The 18656-nt window shown below is 73.0% G+C and carries 19 protein-coding genes and 2 pseudogenes; 9 read left to right on the top strand and 12 right to left on the bottom strand.

The window, feature by feature from the left end; translation table 11 throughout:
- Nucleotides 1-56 precede the first annotated feature (56 nt).
- Complete coding sequence (locus Z164_RS0113990) at nt 57-713, top strand: C40 family peptidase (protein WP_043690174.1); 657 nt, start codon at nt 57-59, stop codon at nt 711-713.
- Nucleotides 714-790: 77 nt separating this feature from the next.
- Here the strand turns inward: Z164_RS0113990 and Z164_RS0113985 are convergent, their stop codons facing one another.
- Together Z164_RS0113985 and Z164_RS0113980 are read right to left on the bottom strand one after the other, a co-directional pair.
- Entirely contained in the window at nt 791-1183 is a 393-nt protein-coding gene (locus Z164_RS0113985) for a hypothetical protein (RefSeq protein ID WP_024891306.1), read from the bottom strand.
- Nucleotides 1184-1573: 390 nt separating this feature from the next.
- Nucleotides 1574-2299 (bottom strand): SGNH/GDSL hydrolase family protein, encoded by a 726-nt coding sequence (locus Z164_RS0113980; protein ID WP_024891305.1) that lies wholly within the window; start codon nt 2297-2299, stop codon nt 1574-1576.
- Between the two features lie 233 nt (nt 2300-2532).
- Here Z164_RS0113980 and Z164_RS0113975 point away from each other — a divergent pair, with 233 nt between their 5' ends.
- From Z164_RS0113975 to Z164_RS20645, 5 genes are all read left to right on the top strand, one after another.
- The gene (locus Z164_RS0113975) at nt 2533-2910 is read left to right on the top strand and encodes a diacylglycerol kinase (RefSeq protein ID WP_043690172.1); all 378 of its coding nucleotides are present in this window, start codon (nt 2533-2535) and stop codon (nt 2908-2910) included.
- 37 nt (nt 2911-2947) lie between these two features.
- Entirely contained in the window at nt 2948-3727 is a 780-nt protein-coding gene (locus Z164_RS0113970; protein ID WP_052338454.1) for a TerC family protein, read from the top strand.
- A 64-nt stretch (nt 3728-3791) separates the two neighbouring features.
- Complete coding sequence (lgt, locus tag Z164_RS0113965) at nt 3792-4703, top strand: prolipoprotein diacylglyceryl transferase (RefSeq protein WP_024891302.1); 912 nt, start codon at nt 3792-3794, stop codon at nt 4701-4703.
- Nucleotides 4703-5497: a thymidylate synthase gene (locus Z164_RS0113960; protein WP_024891301.1), complete on the top strand. Its 795-nt coding sequence runs from the start codon at nt 4703-4705 to the stop codon at nt 5495-5497. Before lgt ends, Z164_RS0113960 begins: the two co-directional genes overlap by 1 nt.
- The gene (locus Z164_RS20645; RefSeq protein ID WP_052338453.1) at nt 5497-6042 is read left to right on the top strand and encodes a dihydrofolate reductase; all 546 of its coding nucleotides are present in this window, start codon (nt 5497-5499) and stop codon (nt 6040-6042) included. Before Z164_RS0113960 ends, Z164_RS20645 begins: the two co-directional genes overlap by 1 nt.
- On the opposite strand, the pseudogene Z164_RS20640 reads toward Z164_RS20645, so the two are convergent.
- From Z164_RS20640 to lptD, 7 genes and pseudogenes are all read right to left on the bottom strand, one after another.
- A pseudogene (locus tag Z164_RS20640) lies at nt 6018-6906 on the bottom strand (symmetrical bis(5'-nucleosyl)-tetraphosphatase). The gene Z164_RS20645 and the pseudogene Z164_RS20640 overlap by 25 nt on opposite strands.
- 10 nt (nt 6907-6916) lie before the next feature.
- Nucleotides 6917-7300: a Co2+/Mg2+ efflux protein ApaG gene (gene apaG, locus Z164_RS0113950; RefSeq protein WP_024891300.1), complete on the bottom strand. Its 384-nt coding sequence runs from the start codon at nt 7298-7300 to the stop codon at nt 6917-6919.
- Between the two features lie 102 nt (nt 7301-7402).
- The gene (gene rsmA, locus Z164_RS0113945; RefSeq protein WP_024891299.1) at nt 7403-8209 is read right to left on the bottom strand and encodes a 16S rRNA (adenine(1518)-N(6)/adenine(1519)-N(6))-dimethyltransferase RsmA; all 807 of its coding nucleotides are present in this window, start codon (nt 8207-8209) and stop codon (nt 7403-7405) included.
- Entirely contained in the window at nt 8206-8544 is a 339-nt protein-coding gene (locus Z164_RS0113940) for a tRNA-binding protein (protein ID WP_024891369.1), read from the bottom strand. The genes rsmA and Z164_RS0113940 overlap by 4 nt, the downstream gene beginning before the upstream one ends.
- On the bottom strand, nt 8541-9512 hold the full coding sequence (gene pdxA, locus Z164_RS0113935; RefSeq protein WP_024891298.1) for a 4-hydroxythreonine-4-phosphate dehydrogenase PdxA: 972 nt from the start codon (nt 9510-9512) through the stop codon (nt 8541-8543). The genes Z164_RS0113940 and pdxA overlap by 4 nt, the downstream gene beginning before the upstream one ends.
- A pseudogene (locus Z164_RS20635) lies at nt 9493-10825 on the bottom strand (peptidylprolyl isomerase); the annotation flags it as partial. The pseudogene Z164_RS20635 and the gene pdxA, both read right to left, overlap by 20 nt.
- Nucleotides 10825-13215, bottom strand: a complete 2391-nt coding sequence (gene lptD / locus Z164_RS0113925; protein WP_024891297.1) for an LPS-assembly protein LptD — start codon at nt 13213-13215, stop codon at nt 10825-10827. The pseudogene Z164_RS20635 and the gene lptD, both read right to left, overlap by 1 nt.
- Before the next feature lie 99 nt (nt 13216-13314).
- Between lptD and msrB the strand changes: the two genes are divergently transcribed.
- Nucleotides 13315-13725 (top strand): peptide-methionine (R)-S-oxide reductase MsrB, encoded by a 411-nt coding sequence (gene msrB / locus Z164_RS0113920; RefSeq protein WP_024891296.1) that lies wholly within the window; start codon nt 13315-13317, stop codon nt 13723-13725.
- A 9-nt stretch (nt 13726-13734) separates the two neighbouring features.
- On the opposite strand, the gene Z164_RS0113915 is transcribed toward msrB, so the two are convergent.
- From Z164_RS0113915 to Z164_RS0113905, 3 genes are all read right to left on the bottom strand, one after another.
- The gene (locus Z164_RS0113915) at nt 13735-14649 is read right to left on the bottom strand and encodes a histone deacetylase family protein (RefSeq protein WP_024891295.1); all 915 of its coding nucleotides are present in this window, start codon (nt 14647-14649) and stop codon (nt 13735-13737) included.
- 2 nt (nt 14650-14651) lie between these two features.
- A complete protein-coding gene (locus Z164_RS0113910) occupies nt 14652-15206 on the bottom strand; it encodes a cob(I)yrinic acid a,c-diamide adenosyltransferase (RefSeq protein WP_024891294.1) in 555 nt (184 codons plus the stop codon).
- 223 nt (nt 15207-15429) lie between these two features.
- The gene (locus Z164_RS0113905; protein ID WP_024891293.1) at nt 15430-16038 is read right to left on the bottom strand and encodes a hypothetical protein; all 609 of its coding nucleotides are present in this window, start codon (nt 16036-16038) and stop codon (nt 15430-15432) included.
- Between the two features lie 89 nt (nt 16039-16127).
- Here Z164_RS0113905 and ubiH point away from each other — a divergent pair, with 89 nt between their 5' ends.
- Nucleotides 16128-17333, top strand: a complete 1206-nt coding sequence (gene ubiH / locus Z164_RS0113900; protein WP_024891292.1) for a 2-octaprenyl-6-methoxyphenyl hydroxylase — start codon at nt 16128-16130, stop codon at nt 17331-17333.
- Nucleotides 17330-18514: an FAD-dependent oxidoreductase gene (locus Z164_RS0113895; RefSeq protein WP_024891291.1), complete on the top strand. Its 1185-nt coding sequence runs from the start codon at nt 17330-17332 to the stop codon at nt 18512-18514. Before ubiH ends, Z164_RS0113895 begins: the two co-directional genes overlap by 4 nt.
- Nucleotides 18515-18656: the final 142 nt, after the last annotated feature.

The raw sequence follows: 18656 nt of genomic DNA, 5'->3' as shown, positions 1-18656 counted from the left end.
CGCGCGAGCCCGCCGAGACTGGGGCGGTCGATCGACGCGCAGCGCGAGGCAATGCCATGACGGCCATCGGAAGCCATGCCATCGGATTCGGAGATACGTTGTCGCAGCTCGCGCAGCGTTTCGGCAGTTCGGTGGACGCGCTGATGGCGCTCAATCCGCAGATCCGCGATCCGGACCTGATCTACGCCGGGGACACCCTGCGCCTGGGCGGCGAGGCGCCTTCGGGCGCCGCCGCGCCCGCGACCGGCGGCGGGGTGCAGGGCGTCGACGGCGTGCGCGACGTCTCCGCCAGCGGCGACAACGCCGCGGCGATCGCGCAGCAGTTCATCGGCCGCAACGCCGGCGAGCTCAAGCACAGCGACGAACTGCCCATGCAGTCCTGGGTGCCGGACAACGTCAACTGCGCCAACTTCGTCTCCGCCTGCCTGCAGAAGGCCGGGCTGATCGACGGCGGCCAGGCCAGCGCCTCGGTCGACCAGCTCGCCAGCAACCTCAAGGGCGACGGCTGGCAGACCGTCTCGCTGCAGGATGCGCGGCCCGGCGACGTGGTGCTGATGCAGCGCGACGGGCAGTCGCACGTGGTGCTGTTCGCCGGCTTCAAGGACGGCAAGCCGCAGTTCATCGGCTCCAACAACGTCAACCCGGACGGTTCCCAGCGCATCAGCTGGGGCGGCGCCTCGGGCCGCTACGAGATCATCGCCCCGCCGCGCTAGGCATCGGCGCCGCGCCGCGCCGCGGTCGCAGGCGCGCGTCGAGCGGGCACGAACGCGGGCGCCCGCGCGGGCCCCCGCTAGAACCCGAACAGCTGCCGCGGCGCGGCGTGCGCGTCGGGCCAGCCGAGCCAGACCACGTCGCCCGGGCCGATCGCGTGGTCGACCAGGGTCCAGTCGCCGGTCTCGTCCTCGCGACGCAGCAGGGCCACGTAGAGATCGGACATGCCGCCTTGCGCGGCGCGCTCGGCGTAGTCGGTGCCGGCGTAGTCCGGCCGTCCGCCCGACGGCGCCTCCAGCTGCCCCTGCACGAAGGCCCAGGGACCCAGGACGTCCAGGCGCTCGATGCGGACCCGGACGGCGTCGCCGAAGGCCTCGCGCACCGGCGCCAGCGCGGCGTGCGACACCGCGGAATAGCCCGGGTCGGCGGGCAGCAGGGCAACGGGTGTGGACTGCGCGAACGAGGTCGTCATGGCGGCTCCGGAGGCGAGGATCAGGGCGGCGAGCAGGGTCCTGTGCACGGCGGCGGTTTCAGCGCGACGGGCGTCCAGGTTGCGTCGCCGGGCATGCGGGGCGGGTGAACGAGCGCGCCTGATTTTCCTTCCTCCGCAAGCGGGGCCATGCTCTCTTTCCCTTCCCGCAAGCGGGAAGCACTCTGTTGTTTCCCTTCCCCCGCAAGCGGGGAGCATCTTGCTTTTCCCTTCCCCCGCAAGCGGGGGAAGGTGCCGAAGGCGGATGGGGGCGAGCCGCAGGCGCCCAAAGCGGCCCTCATCCGGCCCCGCTTGCGGGAGAAGGGAGGGCATGCCCCGCTTGCGGGAGAAGGGACGATATGCGCCCGCTTGCGGGAGAATGCCGAGCCCCCTCTACTGCGCGGGCGGCTGCCGGAGATAGTCGCCGATGACCCGGCGCCAGATCGCGTAGCCCGCCGCATTCATGTGCAGCCGGTCGGCCACGAACAGGTCCTCGCGCGGCTGGCCGTCGGCATCGAGCATCGGCGTGAAGACGTCGATGTAGTCCACCTGCGGCGTGCGCGCGGCCCAGGCGGCGATCAGGGCGTTGGCCTCGCGCTGCACCGGCATCAGCTGCGCGCGCGAGGGGCTGGGCTTGATCGAGATGTAGGCCACGGGGGTGCCGGGCAGGTCGCGCTGGATGCGCTCGACGAAGCGCTGGAAATCCGCCAGGACCTGTGCCGGGCCGCGCCCGTCCATGGTGTCGTTGTCGCCGGCGTAGATCAGGATCCGGCTGGGCCGGTAGCGGATGGCGACCTCGTCGGCGTAGTGCACGGCATCGCGCAGGTGCGAGCCGCCGAAGCCGCGGTTGAGGACCGGGTACTGCGGGAAGTCCTGCGCCAGCGTCTCCCACAGGCGCACCGAGGAGCTGCCGGTGAACACCACCGGGCGCGGCGGCGGCGGACGGGCCGCGTCCTCGGCGGCGAAGCGCGCCATGTCCTGGACCCAGTCGGGGGAGGACACCGGGTCCAGTCCGGCGGCGGCCGCGGTGGCGGCCACGGGCGGCGGGCCGCCGGCGCAGGCGGCGGCGCCGATCGCAACGGCGAGGAGGAGGGCGAGCAGCGACAGCGGACGGCGCATGGGGGACCAAGCGGGAGGGGAACGCGGGCCAATCTAGCACGCGCGATCCGTGCGCCCATGAGGCGAGCGGGACGGGCCGTGTGGCAGAATGCAGCGCTTCCGCCCCATCGACAGCGTCCGCGCCGACCCGATGCCACGATCCGAGGTGCCCTCCGCTTTCCGCCTGCCGGACGGCCGTCCGCCGCGGGCCGCCGCGCCGACGGCGGCTGCGCGCCGTCGGCGGGGCTGAGCGCATGGACGAGCGGGGACATCTGCCGCGCCGGCCGGCGCGGATGTGGAAGGCGACGCTGTGGTCGATCCAGGGCCTGCGCGCGGCCTGGCTGCACGAATCCTCGTTCCGGCTCGAGGTGTATCTGCTCGCGGCGATGGCGCCGCTGGCGCTCTGGCTGGGCGACGGGGGACTGGAGCGCGCGGTGCTGCTGGGCAGTTGCCTGCTGGTGCTGGCGGTGGAACTGCTGAACTCCGCGATCGAGGCGGTGATCGAGCGGTTCGGCGCGCAGTGGCACGAACTGGCCGGCCGCGCCAAGGACATGGGCTCGGCCGCGGTGTTCGTGGCGCTGGTGAACGTGGTGGTGACGTGGGGGCTGATCCTGCTCCCGCGCTGGCTCTGACCGGCATCGGCCGGTCCCGACGAGGACGACGAACGCAATGATCGAACTGCTGACCGATCCGCAGGTGTGGATCCTCCTGGTGACGCTGGCCGCGATCGAGATCGTGCTCGGCATCGACAACCTGGTCTTCATCTCGATCGCGGTGGGCAAGCTGCCGGTCGAACGGCGCGAATTCGCGCGCAAGTTCGGCATCGCGGTCGCGTGCATCACCCGCATCGCGCTGCTGCTGACCCTGGCCTGGCTGGCGCGGCTGACCACGCCGCTGTTCGAGCTGTTCGGCCGCGGCATCTCGGTGCGCGACCTGATCCTGATCCTGGGCGGCCTGTTCCTGATCGTGAAGGGCGCGATGGAGATCCGCGAGCAGCTCAAGGGCGAGGCCCACGAGGACGCGAGCGTGGCCGGCGCGGCGACGGCGTCGTTCGGTGCGGTGATCGCGCAGATCGCGGTCATCGACATCGTGTTCTCGCTCGACTCGGTGATCGCCGCGGTCGGCATGGCCGGCGAGTACGTGCCGGTGATGGTGGCCGCGATCCTGGTCGCGGTGGCGGTGATGCTGCTGGCCGCGCAGCCGCTTGGCCGGTTCATCGACGCCAATCCGACGGTGAAGATGCTGGCGCTGGCCTTCATCGTGCTGATCGGCGTGTACCTGACCCTGGACGGCTTCGGCCTGCACATCCCGAAGGGCTACATCTACGGGTCGATGGGCTTCTCGGCGTTCGTCGAGGTCCTCAACCTCTGGGCCAAGCGCAATACCATGCGCGCCCAGGGCGTGACCCCGCCGCCGGTGGATGAGCCGCGCCGTCCGCTGCCGCGTTGATGCCGACCGCGCCGGGCCGCCCGGGCCCGGCGCGACCCGCGAATCCTGAGGAGCCGCCGTTCCGATGACGATCCTGCACCAGATCGATCCCATCGCCTTCTCGCTGCCGGCCTTCGAGCTGTTCGGCCGCCAGTTCCACCCCCAGGTGCACTGGTACGGGATCATGTACCTGGTGGCCTTCGCCAGCGCCTGGTGGCTGGGGCGGCGCCGGATCGGCGCGGGGCGGCTGCCGGGGGTGGACCGTACCGCGTTCGGCGACCTGCTGTTCTACTGCATGTTCGGCGTTATCCTCGGCGGGCGCATCGGTTACGTGCTGTTCTACGCCTTCGGCGACCTGGTCGCCGACCCGACCATGGTGTTCCGCCCCTGGGAAGGCGGCATGAGCTTCCACGGCGGGCTGCTCGGCGTGCTGGTCGCGGCCTGGCTGTGGGCGCGCCGGCAGGGCCTGCATTTCTTCGACGTGATGGACTTCGGCGCGCCGCTGGTGCCGCTGGGGCTGGGCTTCGGCCGCATCGGCAACTGGATCGGCGGCGAGTTGTGGGGCCGCAGCACCGACGTGCCCTGGGCGGTGGTGTTCCCGAAGTCGCTGCCGCAGCAGTTCTGGGCGCTGGACGACGCCTCGCTGCGCGCGCTGCACGCCAGCGGCGCGCTGGACGCGTTCGCCCGCCATCCCTCGCAGCTCTACCAGGCGTTCCTGGAAGGCGTGGCGCTGTTCGCGCTGGTGTGGCTCTACTCGATGAAGCCGCGGCCGCGCTACGCGGTGTCGGGGCTGTTCGCGCTGGGCTACGGCGTGTTCCGCTTCCTGGTGGAGTTCGTGCGCGAGCCCGATCCGCAGCTCGGCTACCTCGCCTTCGGCTGGCTGACCATGGGCCAGCTGCTGAGCGTGCCGCTGATCCTGCTGGGGCTGTTCCTGCTGTGGCGCTCGCGCAAGGCGCCGGTGCTCGCGCCGCAGCCGCCGGCCGCGAAGGCGGGCTGATGCGCGCCTACCTCGACCTGCTGCGCCACGTGCTCGAGCACGGCGCGATCAAGGCCGACCGCACCGGGACCGGCACGCGCAGCGTGTTCGGCTGGCAGATGCGCTTCGACCTCAACGCGGGCTTCCCGCTGGTGACCACCAAGAAGCTGCACCTGCGCTCGATCGTGCACGAGCTGCTGTGGTTCCTGCGCGGCGAGACCAACATCGCTTACCTGCGCGAGCACAAGGTTTCGATCTGGGACGAATGGGCCGACACCGAGGGCGAGCTGGGGCCGGTCTACGGCAAGCAGTGGCGGCGCTGGGCCGGCGCCGACGGCCGCGAGATCGACCAGATCCGCTGGGTGGTCGACGAGATCCGCCGCAATCCCGACTCGCGGCGGCTGCTGGTCAGCGCCTGGAACGTGGCCGAGCTGCCGGACATGGCGCTGATGCCCTGCCACGCGCTGTTCCAGTTCTACGTCGCCGACGGCCGGCTGAGCTGCCAGCTCTACCAGCGCAGCGGCGACATCTTCCTCGGCGTGCCGTTCAACATCGCCAGCTACGCGCTGCTGACCCACATGGTCGCGCAGGTGACCGGGCTGGGCGTGGGCGACTTCGTCCACACCCTGGGCGACGCCCACCTGTACGCCAACCACGAGGCGCAGGCGCGCGAACAGCTCGCGCGCACGCCGCGCGCGCTGCCGACCCTGCGCCTGAACCCCGCGATCGACGACCTGTTCGCGTTCGGCTACGACGACATCGAGTTCGTCGGCTACGACCCGCTGCCGGCGATCAAGGCGCCGGTGGCGGTGTGATGGCGGGGATACGGGATCCGGGGCAGGGGTTTAGGGCCGGGCCCGCGCTGGTGCTGATCGCCGCGCTGGACCGCAACCGCGCGATCGGGCGCGACAACGCGCTGCTGTGGCATCTGCCCGACGACCTGAAGCGCTTCAAGGCGCTGACGCTCGGCAAGCCGGTGCTGATGGGCCGGAAGACCGCGGAGTCGATCGGGCGCGCGTTGCCCGGGCGGCGCAACCTGGTGCTGACCCGCTCCGGGCGCGTGCCGTTCGAGGGCATGGAGGCGGTCGAATCGCTCGACGCCGCGCTCGCGAGGGCCGCGGCCGACGGCGCGCAGGCGCTGTGCGCGATCGGCGGCGGCGAGGTCTACGCGCTGGCGTTGCCGCGGGCCGAAGCGCTGCATCTGACCCATGTCGAGACGACGGTCGCCGACGCCGATGCGTTCTTCCCGCCCTGGGACGCGCGGGCCTGGGAGGCGGTGTCCAGGACGCCGCACGCGGCCGACGCGCGCCACGCCTTCGCCTTCGAGTTCGTCGATTACGCGCGTCGCGCCGCGGACTGACGGCGGCCGCGGCGCTCAGTCCCGGCCCGCGGCCTCGCCCGGGGCGAGCTCGCGCCCCGGCACCTGCACGATGCGCAACTCGTCGGTGTCCAGTTGCAGCGCGGTCAGCCGGCCGCCCCAGACCGCGCCGGTATCGATAGCGTGCACCCCGTGGCCGATGAACAGCCCCAGCGTGGACCAGTGCCCGCAGACGATCTTCAGGTCGCGCTCGGCGCGTCCCGGGACCTCGTACCACGGGTACAGGCCGACGGCCTGGGTGCCGGGGGCGCCCTTCTCCTCGAAGGCGATGCGCCCGCGCGGGGTGCAGTAGCGCATGCGGCTGAAGATGTTGATGATCGCGCGCTCGCGGTCCACGCCCTTGAGGCCGGGCGACCAGGCCGGGCGGTCGCCGTACATGTTCCTCAGCAGCTTGCGGTAGCCGTTGCCGCGCAGCCGCCGCTCGACCTCCTGCGCGTGCTTCTCGGCCAGCTGCGTGGTCCAGCGCGGGGCCAGCCCGGCATGGATCATCATCCAGCCCAGCGCGCGGTCGGCGTGCAGCAGCGGGCGGCCGCGCAGCCAGTCGAGCAGCACGTCGCGGTCGGGCGCGAACAGCACCCGCTGCAGGTCGGGGTTCACCCGCCGCTGCTGCGCTTCCTCGCGCTCGGCGATCGCCAGCAGCGAAAGATCGTGGTTACCGAGCACCACGTGCGCGCTCTCGCGCAGCGAGTGCACGAGCCGCAGGGTCTCCAGCGACTCGCCGCCGCGGTTGACCAGGTCGCCGCAGAACCACAGCCGGTCGGCGGCGGGATCGAAGCGGATCTTCTCGAGCAGGCACTGCGTCGGTGCGTAGCAGCCCTGCAGGTCGCCGATGGCCCAGACCGTCATGGTCGAGGGCCTAGTGCAGCGTGCGCGGCACGGACAGGGTGAACGGCGGGATCGGCGCGTCGAAGCAGGTGCCGTCCTCGCCGACCATGTCGTAGCGGCCCTGCATGCTGCCCACGGCGGTCTCGAGCACCGCGCCCGAGGTGTACTCGAACTGGTCGCCCGGGGCGATGGTGGGCTGTTCGCCGACCACGCCCTCGCCGTGCACCTCGTCCACCTTGCCGTTACCGTCGGTGATGATCCAGTGCCGCGACATCAGCTGCGCGGCGCGCCGGCCCAGGTTGCGGATGCGGATGGTGTAGGCGAACACGTAGCGGTCGCGCTCGGGCTCCGATTCCTCGTCGAGGAAGCGGGTCGCGATCCGGATCTCGAGGGTGTAGTCGGGAGTCTCGTCCATGCGCACAGTGTAGGGCCAGTCGCCCGCAGCGGGGCGATGCGCGACAGCTTCGCGCAGGCGACGTGGCGACGGCGTGGCGGCGCGTCCGCAATGCGGGCGCTTTCAGTCCTGCGGGGCGGGCTGTTCGGCGAGGGCGACGAAGTCGGCGACGGCGAGCTGTTCGGCGCGCGCGCCCGGGTCGAGCCCGGCGCGGCGGATCGCGTCCGCATCCAGTACCCCCGACAGCGCGTTGCGCAGGGTCTTGCGGCGCTGGCCGAAGGCCGCGCGCACGACCTGCGCGAAGCGCGCCGGATCGGCGATGGCCACGCTCGCGCGCGGCCGCGGCACCAGCCGCACCACGGCCGAGTCCACCTTCGGCGGCGGCCGGAAGGCGCCGGGCGCCACCGCGAACAGCGGCGTCACCTCGCACCAGGCCTGCAACATCACGCTGAGCCGGCCGTAGACCTTGCTGCCGGGCGCGGCGGCCATCCGGTCCACCACCTCCTTCTGCAGCATGAAGTGCATGTCGCGCACGGCAGCCGCGTGCTCCAGCGCGTGGAACAGGATCGGCGAGGAGATGTTGTAGGGCAGGTTGCCGACCAGGCGCAGCGGCCGGCCGGCGGCCAGCGCGGTGAAATCGACCTGCAGCACGTCGCGATGCACGATCTCCAGCCGGCCCAGCGGCGCGGCCGCGGCGGTCAGCGGCGCGATCAGGTCGCGGTCGAACTCGATCACCGTGAGCTCGCCGTGGGCGCGCAGCAGCGGGAAGGTCAGCGCGCCCTGGCCGGGCCCGATCTCGACGATGCGCTCGCCCGGCCGCGGGTCCAGCGCCTGCAGGATGCGGTCGATGACCCCGCGCTCGTGCAGGAAGTGCTGGCCGAGCGCCTTCTTGGCGCGGCCGAACCCGGCCTCGGGCGGCGCGGCGTTCACAGCAGCCGGGTCCCGGGCGGCACGTCCGCGTCCGGCACGCACAGCGCCACCCGGCCCTGCGCATCGTGGAAGCCGGTGACCAGGCATTGCGACATTACCGGCCCGATCTGCTTGGGCGGGAAGTTGACCACCGCCACCACCAGCCGCCCCACCAGGCTCTCCGGGGTGTACAGGTCGGTGATCTGCGCGCTGGAACGGCGGGTGCCGATCTCCGGGCCGAAATCGATCTCCAGCACGTAGGCCGGCTTGCGCGCCTCGGGAAACGCGCGCGCCGACAGCACGCGGCCCACGCGCAGCTCCACCCGCTCGAAGTCGGCCCAGGCGATCTCGTTCATGCCGCGACCCCCGCGGCGGAGGCCATGCGCCCGCGCGCCAGCCGCGCGCAGGTGGCGATGGCGGCGAACAGGCTGGACGGATCGGCCAGGCCGCGGCCGGCCAGGTCGAGCGCGGTGCCGTGGTCGACCGCCACCCGCGGGTAGGGCAGGCCGAGGGTCAGGTTGACCGCCTGCTCGAAGCCGCTGTACTTGAGTACCGGCAGGCCCTGGTCGTGGTACATCGCCAGCACCGCGTCGAATTCCTCCAGCGCACGCGGCAGGAACGCGGTATCGGCCGGCAGCGGGCCGCGCAGGTCGAAGCCGTCGCGCGCGCGCAGCGCGGCCAGCACGGGTTCGATCACCTCGATCTCCTCGCGCCCCAGGTGTCCCGACTCGCCGGCGTGCGGATTGAGGCCCAGCACCGCGACGACCGGCCGCGCGATGCCGAAGTCGCGCAGCAGCGCGCCGTGGAGGATGCGCAGGGTGCGCTCCAGGCCGCGCGCGTCGATCGCGTCGGCGACCGCGCGCAAGGGCAGGTGGGTGGTCGCCAGCGCGACGCGGACGACCTCGTTGGCCAGCATCATCACCACCTCGCAGCCGGCCTGGCGGGCCAGCAGCTCGGTGGTGCCGGTGTAGGCGATGCCGCCGGCGTTGATCGCCGCCTTGTGCACCGGCCCGGTGACCAGCCCGTCGCAGCGGCCGGCCAGGCAGTCGGCGGCCGCCGCGGTCAGCGCCTGGATCACCGCGCGCGCGTTGGCCGGATCGGGCCGACCGAACTCCGGCGGCGCGGCATTGGGAATCTCGACCCAGCGCACGCCGGGGGCGGGCGCGGAGGCGTCGCCGGTCGCCGCGCCGGCGCGGCGCAGGGTGTCCGGGTCGCCGTAGACGATGAGGTCGGCGTCCCAGTCGCGGCGCAGCGCCGCGAGGCAGAGCTCGGGCCCGACGCCGGCCGGCTCTCCCGGGACCAGCGCGAGCCGGGGGCGGCGCATGACCGGACCCGTCAGCCGCCGGAGGCCGGCGCCGCCGCGTTGCGCACGTCGACGAAGGCCTCGCCGCGGATCTCGCGCAGGAAGCGGTTCCACTCGTCCTCCAGCTTGCGCTGGCCGATCGCCTCGCGCACCTGGGCGCGGCGGTTGTCGTCGCTGGCCGCGGTCTGGCGGCTGCCCAGGCGCTGCACCACGTGCCAGCCGGCCTGGGTCTTGAACGGCTCGGAGACCGCGCCGTCTTCCAGCCCGGCCACCTGCGCGCCGAAGTCGGGGCCGAACTGGTCGATGGTGAACCAGCCCAGATCGCCGCCGCGCTCGCGCGAGACGGTGTCGTCGGAGTGCTCCTGGGCCAGCTCGGCGAAGTCGGCGCCGCCCTCGATCCGCGCGCGCAGGGTGGCCGCGCGCGCGCGCGCCTGGTCGTCGCTGACGTCGCCGCCGCTGCGGATCAGGATGTGGCGGGCCTGGTACTGGGTCACCGTGCCCGGGCCTTCGGCGTCGCGGACGTCGACCAGCTGCAGGAGCTGGAAGCCGCTCGGGCCGCGCATCGGGCCGATGATCTGGCCCGGCTGCAGCGACTGGATCGCACCGGCGAACGCGGTCGGGATCTCGTCGAGCGAGCGCCAGCCCAGGTCGCCGCCCTCCAGCGCGTTGGGGCTGTCGGAATAGCGCACGGCCGCGGCCGCGAAGGCCATCTCGCCGCGGTCGATCAGGCCCTTCACGCCCTCGATCTTCTGCTCGGCGGTGGCGATCTGCTCCGGCGTGGCGCCGTCGGGCAGGGCGACCAGGATGTGCGCGAGCTGGTACTGGCGGCCGCCGGCCTGGTTCTCCAGGGCGGCATCCACCTCGGCATCGCTGACCACGATGCGGGTCTGCGCGAAGCGCTGGCGCAGGCGCTGGATCATCAGTTCCTCGCGCAGCGAATTGCGGAACTCGTCGAACGACAGGCCGTCGGCGGCCAGCTGCTGGCGCAACTGGTCGGGGGTGAAGCCGTTCTGCTGCGCGATCATGCCGACCGCGCCGTCGACCTCGGCGTCGCTCACGCGCACGCCCATCTGCGCCGCACGCGCCGTCTGCAGGCGCACCAGCACCAGCCGCTCCAGCACCTGGCGCTCCAGGATCTCGCGCGGCGGCAGCTGGTCGCTGCGGCCCTCGTACTGGGCCAGCACGTTGGCCACCGCGCGGTCGAGCTCGCTCTGCAGGATCACGTCCTCGTCCACCACCGCGGCGATGCGCTCCAGCGGCTGCACCTCTTGCGCATGGACTTGGAGGCCGAACAGCAGCAGCGCCGCCAGCAGGGACAGGAGGGATGTCTTCATTATTGGATGGGGTCGATTTGGACGGGATCGCCGCGCAGATCCGACGGCGGGACGAGATAGAGGTCGTCTCGGTAGTAGCCGAGAATAGCACGCCGCAGGCGGTCCTCCGTGTTGGCGCCGAGCGAGCCCAGGCCCTTCAGCTCGACCTCGAGCTGGATGGCGTCGTTCATCTCGCCGATGCGGTTGCGCACGTAGCGGCGGCCGACCAGGCGCACCGTCACGCAGCAGCTGTCCCATTGCACGCCGGCGATGCTTTCCAGCAGCGAGGAGTCCTTCAGCGAGTAGTAGTAGCGCCCGACCAGGCTCCAGGCCGGCGACAGCGGGTACAGGAAGGAGAAGTCCACCTGCTCCAGCAGCTCGCGGCGGTAGCGGTAGCCGAGATTGGCGATGCCGTCGTCGCCGATCAGGTAGCGGCTGCGCACGCTGATCAGGTCGTCGCGGCGGATCTTGGGATCCCACTGGTAGCCGGCGTTCAGGGTCCAGCGGTCGTTGATCGCGTAGGCGGCCTCGGCCACCCAGGAGGACTCGCCGGACTCGACCGGCGGCGCCTTCGGATTCAGGCCGACCCGGGAATCGTCGAAGTAGCGGATCTGGCCGATGCTGGCCGACAGCTTCTCGAGGCCGTCGGACTCGCGGATCAGGCGCGTGGTCAGCGCCACGGTCATCTGGTTGGCGTCGGCCTGGCGGTCGCCGCCGGAGAAGCGGTTGTCGCGGAACAGCTGGCCCCAGCTGAAGGTCAGCGCGCGGGTATCGAACAGCGGCAGGTTGTCCTGGTTGCGGTACGGCGAGTTCAGGTAGAACAGGCGCGGCTCCAGCGTGTGCAGGTAGCGGTCGCCGCGGAAGACGGTGTCGCGGTCGAAGAACAGGCCGGCATCGACGCTGGCGATCGGCTGGTTGCGGGTCGGCGAGCGGTCGGGCTCGGCGCCTTCGAGCGCCAGGGATTGCGCGAGTCTCTCGTCCAACTGGTAGGCGGTGCTGCGCCAGGCCAGGGTCGGTCGCACGAACCACGCCGCGCCTTCGAGCGGAAAGGAGACGTAGGGCTTGGCATCGAAGCGGCTGCCGCCGTAGCGCTGGTCGTCGGTGGCGGCGAACCGGGTCAGGTCCACGTCCAGGCCGGCCACCAGCCAGGGCCGGAACGGCTGCTCCCAGGAGCCGAACAGCCGCGGCAGGCGGTTGTAGGGCAGGTTCCGCTCCGACAGCGTGTAGTCGGCCAGCTGATTGTAGTCGGCCATCAGGCCGGCTTCCCAGTAGCGGCCGCGGCCGTAGAGCCCGGCGGTGCTGACGATGGAGATCGGCGAGCCCGCGGTCAGGCTGCTGCTCATGTCCTCCAGGTAGCGGGGGTCGCTGATCCAGTTGAGGTTGCCGCGCGCCTGCCAGGTGCGGTTGAAGCGGTGCGATCCGGAGAACTGGAACATGCCGCGGTCTTCCTCGCGACGGTTCTCCTCGGGGATGCCGAGGTCGATCTCCTCCTGGCGCTCGCGCGCGGTGATGTCGTCGGAGGGCAGGTACTCGAAGTACAGCTCCGCGCCGCCGCGGCGCGACAGGTAGCGGGCCTCGGTGCCGAGCATGAAGCCGCGGTCGGTCATGATCCGCGGCTCCAGGGTCATGTCGTAGTTCGGCGCCAGGTTCAGGTAGATCGGCTGCCGGTAGTCGAAGCCGTTGCGGCCGCTGTAGTCGATGCCCGGGTACAGCAGGCCGGTCTTGCGGCGGTCGTCGACCGGGAAGCGGAAGTAGGGCATATACAGGAGCGGGAACCGCCCCAGCCGCAGCGACGCGCCACGTGCCGTGCCCCAGCCGCTCTCGGTATCCACGTCGATCTGCCGCGCACGCAGCTCCCAGTGGCGGTCCTCGGGCGGGCAGGTGGAATAGGTGGACCCGTACATCGAGCCCAGGTCGCCGACCATCTCGGCGCGGTCGGCGCGGCCGTTGCCGCGGCGCTCGATGAGCTGGTACTGCACGTTCTCGATCTCGTGCATGTCCTGGTCGGGGTTGCCGCGCAGGCGCTCGGCCACGATGCGCATGCCCGAGTCCTGGTAGCGCACGCTGCCGTCGGCGACGTAGTGGCCGGTCTCCTCGTTGTAGTCGAGGTTGTCGGTGGCCAGGAACTGGTCGCCGCGGCGCAGGGTGACGTTGCCGTCGAAATTGATGACCTCGTCGCGCACGCCGGAGACGCTGTCGCCGTCGATGTCGGTGGGCTGCTGCTGGCGGTCGGCGGAGGTGCCGACCGGCTGCGGCGCGTCCGGGAACACCGGCACCGCGTCCTCCAGCGGGCACAGGCGCCAGTCCTCGGGCGGCTCGCGGTCCCAGTCCCACTCTTGCGCCTGCGCCGTGGCGCCGAGCGAGAACGCGATGCACAACGGCAGGGGCAGCAGTCGGAGGGCAGGGCGCACGCGGGATCCCGTGGAGGCAAACGGCCGCCAGAATGCCGCATCCCTTGCGAAGCGGCAATGCAGCCCAACCTAGGGTGGGTCACCTTCCCGGAGCGCATCATGACCGCTGTTCCCCCTGGCAAAACCGAGGCTGAATGGCGCGAACGGCTGACCCCGGAGCAGTTCGCGGTCTGCCGCTGCTCGGCCACCGAACCGCCGTTCACCGGCCGCTACTGGAACCACAAGGCCGAAGGCCTCTACCGTTGCGTGGCCTGCGGCGCGGCGCTGTTCGATTCGGCGACCAAGTACGATTCGGGCAGCGGCTGGCCGAGCTTCTACGCGCCGGTCTCGGCGGAAGCGGTGAGCGAGCATGCCGACGACAGCCACGGCATGCGCCGGGTCGAGGTCAAGTGCGCGCGCTGCGCCTCGCACCTGGGCCACGTGTTTCCGGACGGCCCGCGGCCGACCGGCCTGCGCTACTGCATCAACTCCGCCGCGCTGGATTTCGTGCCCGCCGACGCGCCTGGCTGAGGCGCCGTCTCAGCCGGCCATCAGCGCGCGCACATGCGCGACGCTGCACTCGCGCAGCGCCTGCAGGTCGTAGCCGCCCTCCAGCAGCGACACCGCGCGCCCGGCCGCGTGCTGGCCGGCGATCGCGCACAGTTCGCCGGTCAGCCAGGCGAAGTCGGCGGCGTCGAGCTGCATCTGCGCCAGCGGGTCGCGCCAGTGCGCATCGAACCCGGCCGAGATCAGCACCAGCTGCGGGCGGAACGCTTCCAGCTCGGGCAGCAGCCGCTCGACCCACGCTTCCTGGAACATGCGGCTGCCCGTGCCGGGCGGCAGCGGCACGTTCATGATGTTGCCCAGTCCGCGCTCGCGGCGCGCGCCGCTGTGGGGAAACAGCCCCTGCTGGTGCGAGCTGAGGTACAGCACCTGCGGTTCGGCCTCGAAGATCGCCTGGGTGCCGTTGCCGTGGTGGACATCGAAGTCGACCACGGCCACGCGCGACAGCCCGTGCTTGTCGAGCGCATGGGCGGCGGCCACGGCGACGTTGTTGAACAGGCAGAAGCCCATCGCCTGGCCGCCGGTGGCGTGGTGGCCGGGCGGCCGCACGGCGCAGAACGCGCGCTCGGCGTCGCCGTGCATGACCGCGTCCACCGCCGCGACGCCGGCGCCGGCCGCGCGCAGCGCCGCCTCGCCGGAAGAGGGCGACAGCACGGTGTCGGGATCGAGCTGGGTGCGCGCGGCCGGCGAATGCTCCAGCACGGCTTCCAGCAAATGCTCGTCGTGCACGCGCAGCAGCTGCCCGCGCGTCGCCCGCGGCGCCTCGCGCCAGTCCAGCCCCGGCAGTTGATCGTGCAGGGCCTGGATCACCGCGGCCAGGCGCTGGGACGATTCGGGATGGCCCGGGCCGGTGTCGTGGCCCAGGCAGGCGGAATGGGTGTAGACCGGCAGGCTCATCCGCCGCGGCGTTCGTGGCGCCACAGCGTCTCGCCGTGGCCGCCGGCGCGGGCCAGCACCCGCGACAGCACGAACAGCAGATCGGACAGGCGGTTGAGGTAGCGCACCGCCTGCGGGCGCACCCGCTCCTGGCGCGACAGCGCGACCGTCTCGCGCTCGGCGCGGCGCACTACCGTGCGCGCGACATGGCAGCGCGCCGCGGCCTCGCCGCCGCCGGGCAGGATGAAATCCTTCAGCGCGGGCAGATCGGCGTTGTAGCGATCCAGGTGCGCTTCCAGGCGCTCGATGTCGGCGTCGTCGATCGCCGCGTGGCCGGGGATGCACAGCTCGCCGCCGAGGTCGAACAACTGGTGCTGGAGCGCGGTGAGCAGCTCGCGCACGTCTTCCGGGAGTTCGCAGGCCAGCAGCAGGCCGAGGCAGGCGTTGGCCTCGTCCACGGTGCCGTAGGCGGCCACGCGCGCCGAGTCCTTCGCCACCCGACTGCCGTCGCCGAGCCCCGTCGTGCCGTCGTCGCCGGTACGGGTATAGATGCGGGAGAGGCGGTGGCCCATCAGCCGATGTCCGTGCGGAGCCGGTAGGCACGACGTCCCGGGCAGGATGCCCGGGCGCGGGCGCCGGCAGGCGCCCGGCGGCGGGCGGCCGGGCGCCGCCGCTCGGTCGCTCGCGACGACGGGCGCGCAGGACGTGCGGCCGTCGTCGTCGGGCGATGCCCGCCGTCGTCGCCGGTCCGGGTGTAGATGCGGGAGAGGCGGTGGCCCACGTGCGGGCGGCCGGTCAGGCGATGCGGCCGCGGCGCTGGGCGGCCGCCGTGGTCAGCTGCAGCGCGGCGGCATGCAGCGCGGCGGCCAGCGCGACGTACAGCGCCATCGTGCCCAGGTAGGCCGGCAGCCAGTCGGTGTAGTTCTTCCACCAGCCGGCCACGGTCGGGGCGGCGACGCTGGCGCTGATCCAGTAGAAGCTGCCCTGGGCCACCAGCTGGCAGGCGGCGGCGGAGGCGACCACCGCCAGCGCGAGCCGGCCGAGGGTGCGCAGGTCGAGCGCCAGCGGCCTGCGCGCGACCCAGGCGCCGCCGGCCCACAGCAGCAGGTAGGCGCCGATCAGGCACCAGTACGCCGGCGAGACGCAGTAGTGCTGCCAGAAGCTCAGGCCCTGACCGCGGATCACCGCCCAGTCGACCAGCACCGCCAGCGCCATCAGCGCCGGGAACGCGCGGCGCGCGTGCCGGTGCAGATAGAGGCCGCCGAGGAAGAACACCGCCCACGAGGCGTCCGGGATCGCGGCGAAGTGGTGCACGCGGGTGGCCGCCAGCAGCACGGCGAGCGCGGCGAAGATCAGCGCGGCGGTCGGAACGGCGGCCGAAGCGGCGCGGTCGGTGGAGGTCATCGGGCGGCTCCCGGGAGTGTCTTGGCCGCATTCTAGGCGCTGCGCGCGCGAAAGGCCCGTCCCGGGCGCCGGCCGGTATCATCGGCGCCATGGACCCTATCCACGACGTGCTGATCGTCGGCGGCGGCCTGGTCGGCGCCAGCCTCGCCATCGCGCTGGCCCGGCTCGACCTCGACGTCGGCCTGGTCGAGGCGAGCCCGCCCGGTGCGTTGCCGGCGGTGTTCGACCAGCGCAACCTGAGCTTCGCCGATGCCACCGTCAACGCGCTGGGCGCGCTCGGGGTGATGCAGCACCTGCGCGCGCCGGGCGGGGCGATCGCCGAGATCCACGTCAGCCGCGCCGGCGATTTCGGCCGGTTGCGGTTGCGCGCGGCCGACTATGGGCGCAGCGCGTTCGGCCAGGTGGTGGTGGCGCGCGACTTCGGCCAGGCCCTGGAAGCGCGGCTGGCCGAGCTGCCGAGGCTGGCCCGCTACCGGCCGGCGCGCTACCTGGACAGCGCGGTCGAGGGCGAGGCGCGGCGCGTGCGCCTGCAGACCGAGGGCGGCCCGGACACGTTGCGCGCGCGCCTGCTGGTCGGTGCCGACGGCACCGGCAGCGTGGTGCGCGCCGGCCTCGGCATCGACACCGCCGATCACGACTACCGGCAGACCTTGATGGTGGCGCGGGTGCGCGCGGCGCGGCCGCCGCACGGCGTCGCCTGGGAGCGGCTGACCGACAGCGGTCCGACCGCGCTGCTGCCGCGCGGCGATGGCCACTACGGGCTGGTCCACGGCGTGCCCGCCGAGGAGGCGGACGCCGTCGAGGCGCTGGACGATACGGCGTTCCTGGCGCGAGTGCAGACCGCGTTCGGCTGGCGCGCCGGGCGCCTGCTGGAAACGGGGCCGCGCAGCGCGTATCCGCTGCGCCGGCGGGTCGCCGAGCGCACCATCGCGCCGCGCGCGGCGCTGGTGGGCAACGCCGCGCAGACCCTGCACCCGATCGGCGCCCAGGGCTTCAACCTGGGGCTGCGCGATGCGCTGGTACTGGCCGAGGCGATCGCCGCCCACGGCCCCGGCGACGCGGCCCTGAGCGACTACGCACGGCGCCGGCGCGAGGACCGCGCGCGCACGCTGGCGTTCTCCGACGGCCTGGCGCGGTTGACCGCCAACCCGAGCGGGCTGCTGCGGCCGCTGCGCAGCCTCGGCCTGCTGGCGCTGGATGGCGACCACGGCGGCCTGCAGGCGCGGCTGGCCGGGGGCGCCATGGGCTATCGCGGCGACGACGTGCCGGCGCTGTGCCGGCGGGGTGCGGCATGAACCGGCGCGCCCGCCACGATGCGGTGGTGGTCGGCGGCGGCGTGGTCGGCGCGGCCTGCGCGCTGGCGCTGGCGCGCGAGGGCCTGGACGTGGCCCTGGTGGAGCGGCGGCGCCCGCCCGCCTGGTCGGCCGAGGCGCCGGACCTGCGGGTGTACGCGCTGGCCGCCGACGCCGTCGCGCTGCTCGATCGCCTCGGCGCCTGGGATGCGGTGCGCGCCGCGCGCGCGCAGCCCTACCGCCGCATGCAGGTGCGCGACGCGGCCGGCGGCGACGAACTGCGCTTCGATGCCGACGCCTACGGTCGCGAGGCGCTGGGCTGGATCGTGGAGCAGGCGCTGCTGACCGACCGGCTGTGGGCCGCGCTGCCGCCGGCCGGGGTCGCCCTGCGCTGCCCGGCGGCGGTGGAGGCGCTGGAGGAATCCGGCGACGCCGTGGCCCTGCGCCTGGACGACGGCGGCCGCGTCGCCGCGCGGGTGGCGATCGCCGCCGACGGCGCCGAATCCACCTTGCGCCGGCTGGCCGGGATCGGCATCGCTCGCCACGCCTACGGCCAGCGCGGCGTGGTGGCCTACGTGGGCACCGAACGCCCGCACCAGGCCAGCGCGCGGCAGCGCTTCCTGGTCGGCGGACCGCTGGCCTTCCTGCCCTGCGCCGACGGCAGCAGCTCGATCGTGTGGAGCCTGCCGGACGACGAGGCCGAGCGCGTGCTGGCGCTCGACGACGCGGCCTTCGGCCAGGCGCTGACCCGCGCCTTCGACGGCTGGCTGGGGGAGGCGCGGCCGCTGTCGCGCCGGGTCGCGTTCCCGCTGCGCCGCCAGCTGGCCGAGCGCCAGTTCGCCGGACGGGTGCTGGCGCTGGGCGACGCGGCGCACGTGGTGCATCCGCTGGCGGGGCAAGGGGTCAATCTGGGCCTGCGCGACGTCGCGGATCTCGCCGCGGCGGTGGCCGCCGCGCGCCACCGTGGCGCCGACTGGGCACGCCCGCACGCGCTGGCGCGCTGGGCGCGCCGGCGCCGCAGCGAGAACGCGGTGGCCGCATGGGCCTTCGACGGCATCCAGCGCGTGTATGCCAGCGACGACCCGCTGCTGACGCTGACGCGCGGGCACGCGCTGGGCCTGGCCGGCCGCCTGCCGCCGCTGGCGCAGGCGCTGTGGCGGCGCGCCTCCGGGCTGGCGCCCTGAGACGGGCGCCCTCGCCGCCATCTTTCCCGCAAGTGGGGGCATGCGGTCCGTTCTCCCGCAAGCGGGCCCGCATCGTCCCTTCTCCCGCAAGCGGGGCCATGCTGTTCCTTCTCCCGCAAGCGGGAGCATATCGTCCCTTCTC

Source organism: Luteimonas huabeiensis HB2, from assembly GCF_000559025.1.
GTDB lineage: Bacteria > Pseudomonadota > Gammaproteobacteria > Xanthomonadales > Xanthomonadaceae > Luteimonas > Luteimonas huabeiensis.
Note: the sequence above shows the minus strand (reverse complement) of the source record. Positions and strands in the feature narration are given on the sequence as shown.

What these genes read in the sequence shown, in the direction of transcription:
- Z164_RS0113990 (WP_043690174.1), top strand. Translation starts at nt 57, where the DNA reads ATGACGGCCATCGGAAGCCATGCCATCGGATTCGGAGATACGTTGTCG.
- Z164_RS0113985 (WP_024891306.1), bottom strand. Translation starts at nt 1,183, where the DNA reads ATGACGACCTCGTTCGCGCAGTCCACACCCGTTGCCCTGCTGCCCGCC.
- Z164_RS0113980 (WP_024891305.1), bottom strand. Translation starts at nt 2,299, where the DNA reads ATGCGCCGTCCGCTGTCGCTGCTCGCCCTCCTCCTCGCCGTTGCGATC.
- Z164_RS0113975 (WP_043690172.1), top strand. Translation starts at nt 2,533, where the DNA reads ATGGACGAGCGGGGACATCTGCCGCGCCGGCCGGCGCGGATGTGGAAG.
- Z164_RS0113970 (WP_052338454.1), top strand. Translation starts at nt 2,948, where the DNA reads ATGATCGAACTGCTGACCGATCCGCAGGTGTGGATCCTCCTGGTGACG.
- lgt (WP_024891302.1), top strand. Translation starts at nt 3,792, where the DNA reads ATGACGATCCTGCACCAGATCGATCCCATCGCCTTCTCGCTGCCGGCC.
- Z164_RS0113960 (WP_024891301.1), top strand. Translation starts at nt 4,703, where the DNA reads ATGCGCGCCTACCTCGACCTGCTGCGCCACGTGCTCGAGCACGGCGCG.
- Z164_RS20645 (WP_052338453.1), top strand. Translation starts at nt 5,497, where the DNA reads ATGGCGGGGATACGGGATCCGGGGCAGGGGTTTAGGGCCGGGCCCGCG.
- apaG (WP_024891300.1), bottom strand. Translation starts at nt 7,300, where the DNA reads ATGGACGAGACTCCCGACTACACCCTCGAGATCCGGATCGCGACCCGC.
- Z164_RS0113940 (WP_024891369.1), bottom strand. Translation starts at nt 8,544, where the DNA reads ATGAACGAGATCGCCTGGGCCGACTTCGAGCGGGTGGAGCTGCGCGTG.
- pdxA (WP_024891298.1), bottom strand. Translation starts at nt 9,512, where the DNA reads ATGCGCCGCCCCCGGCTCGCGCTGGTCCCGGGAGAGCCGGCCGGCGTC.
- msrB (WP_024891296.1), top strand. Translation starts at nt 13,315, where the DNA reads ATGACCGCTGTTCCCCCTGGCAAAACCGAGGCTGAATGGCGCGAACGG.
- Z164_RS0113910 (WP_024891294.1), bottom strand. Translation starts at nt 15,206, where the DNA reads ATGGGCCACCGCCTCTCCCGCATCTATACCCGTACCGGCGACGACGGC.
- Z164_RS0113905 (WP_024891293.1), bottom strand. Translation starts at nt 16,038, where the DNA reads ATGACCTCCACCGACCGCGCCGCTTCGGCCGCCGTTCCGACCGCCGCG.
- ubiH (WP_024891292.1), top strand. Translation starts at nt 16,128, where the DNA reads ATGGACCCTATCCACGACGTGCTGATCGTCGGCGGCGGCCTGGTCGGC.
- Z164_RS0113895 (WP_024891291.1), top strand. Translation starts at nt 17,330, where the DNA reads ATGAACCGGCGCGCCCGCCACGATGCGGTGGTGGTCGGCGGCGGCGTG.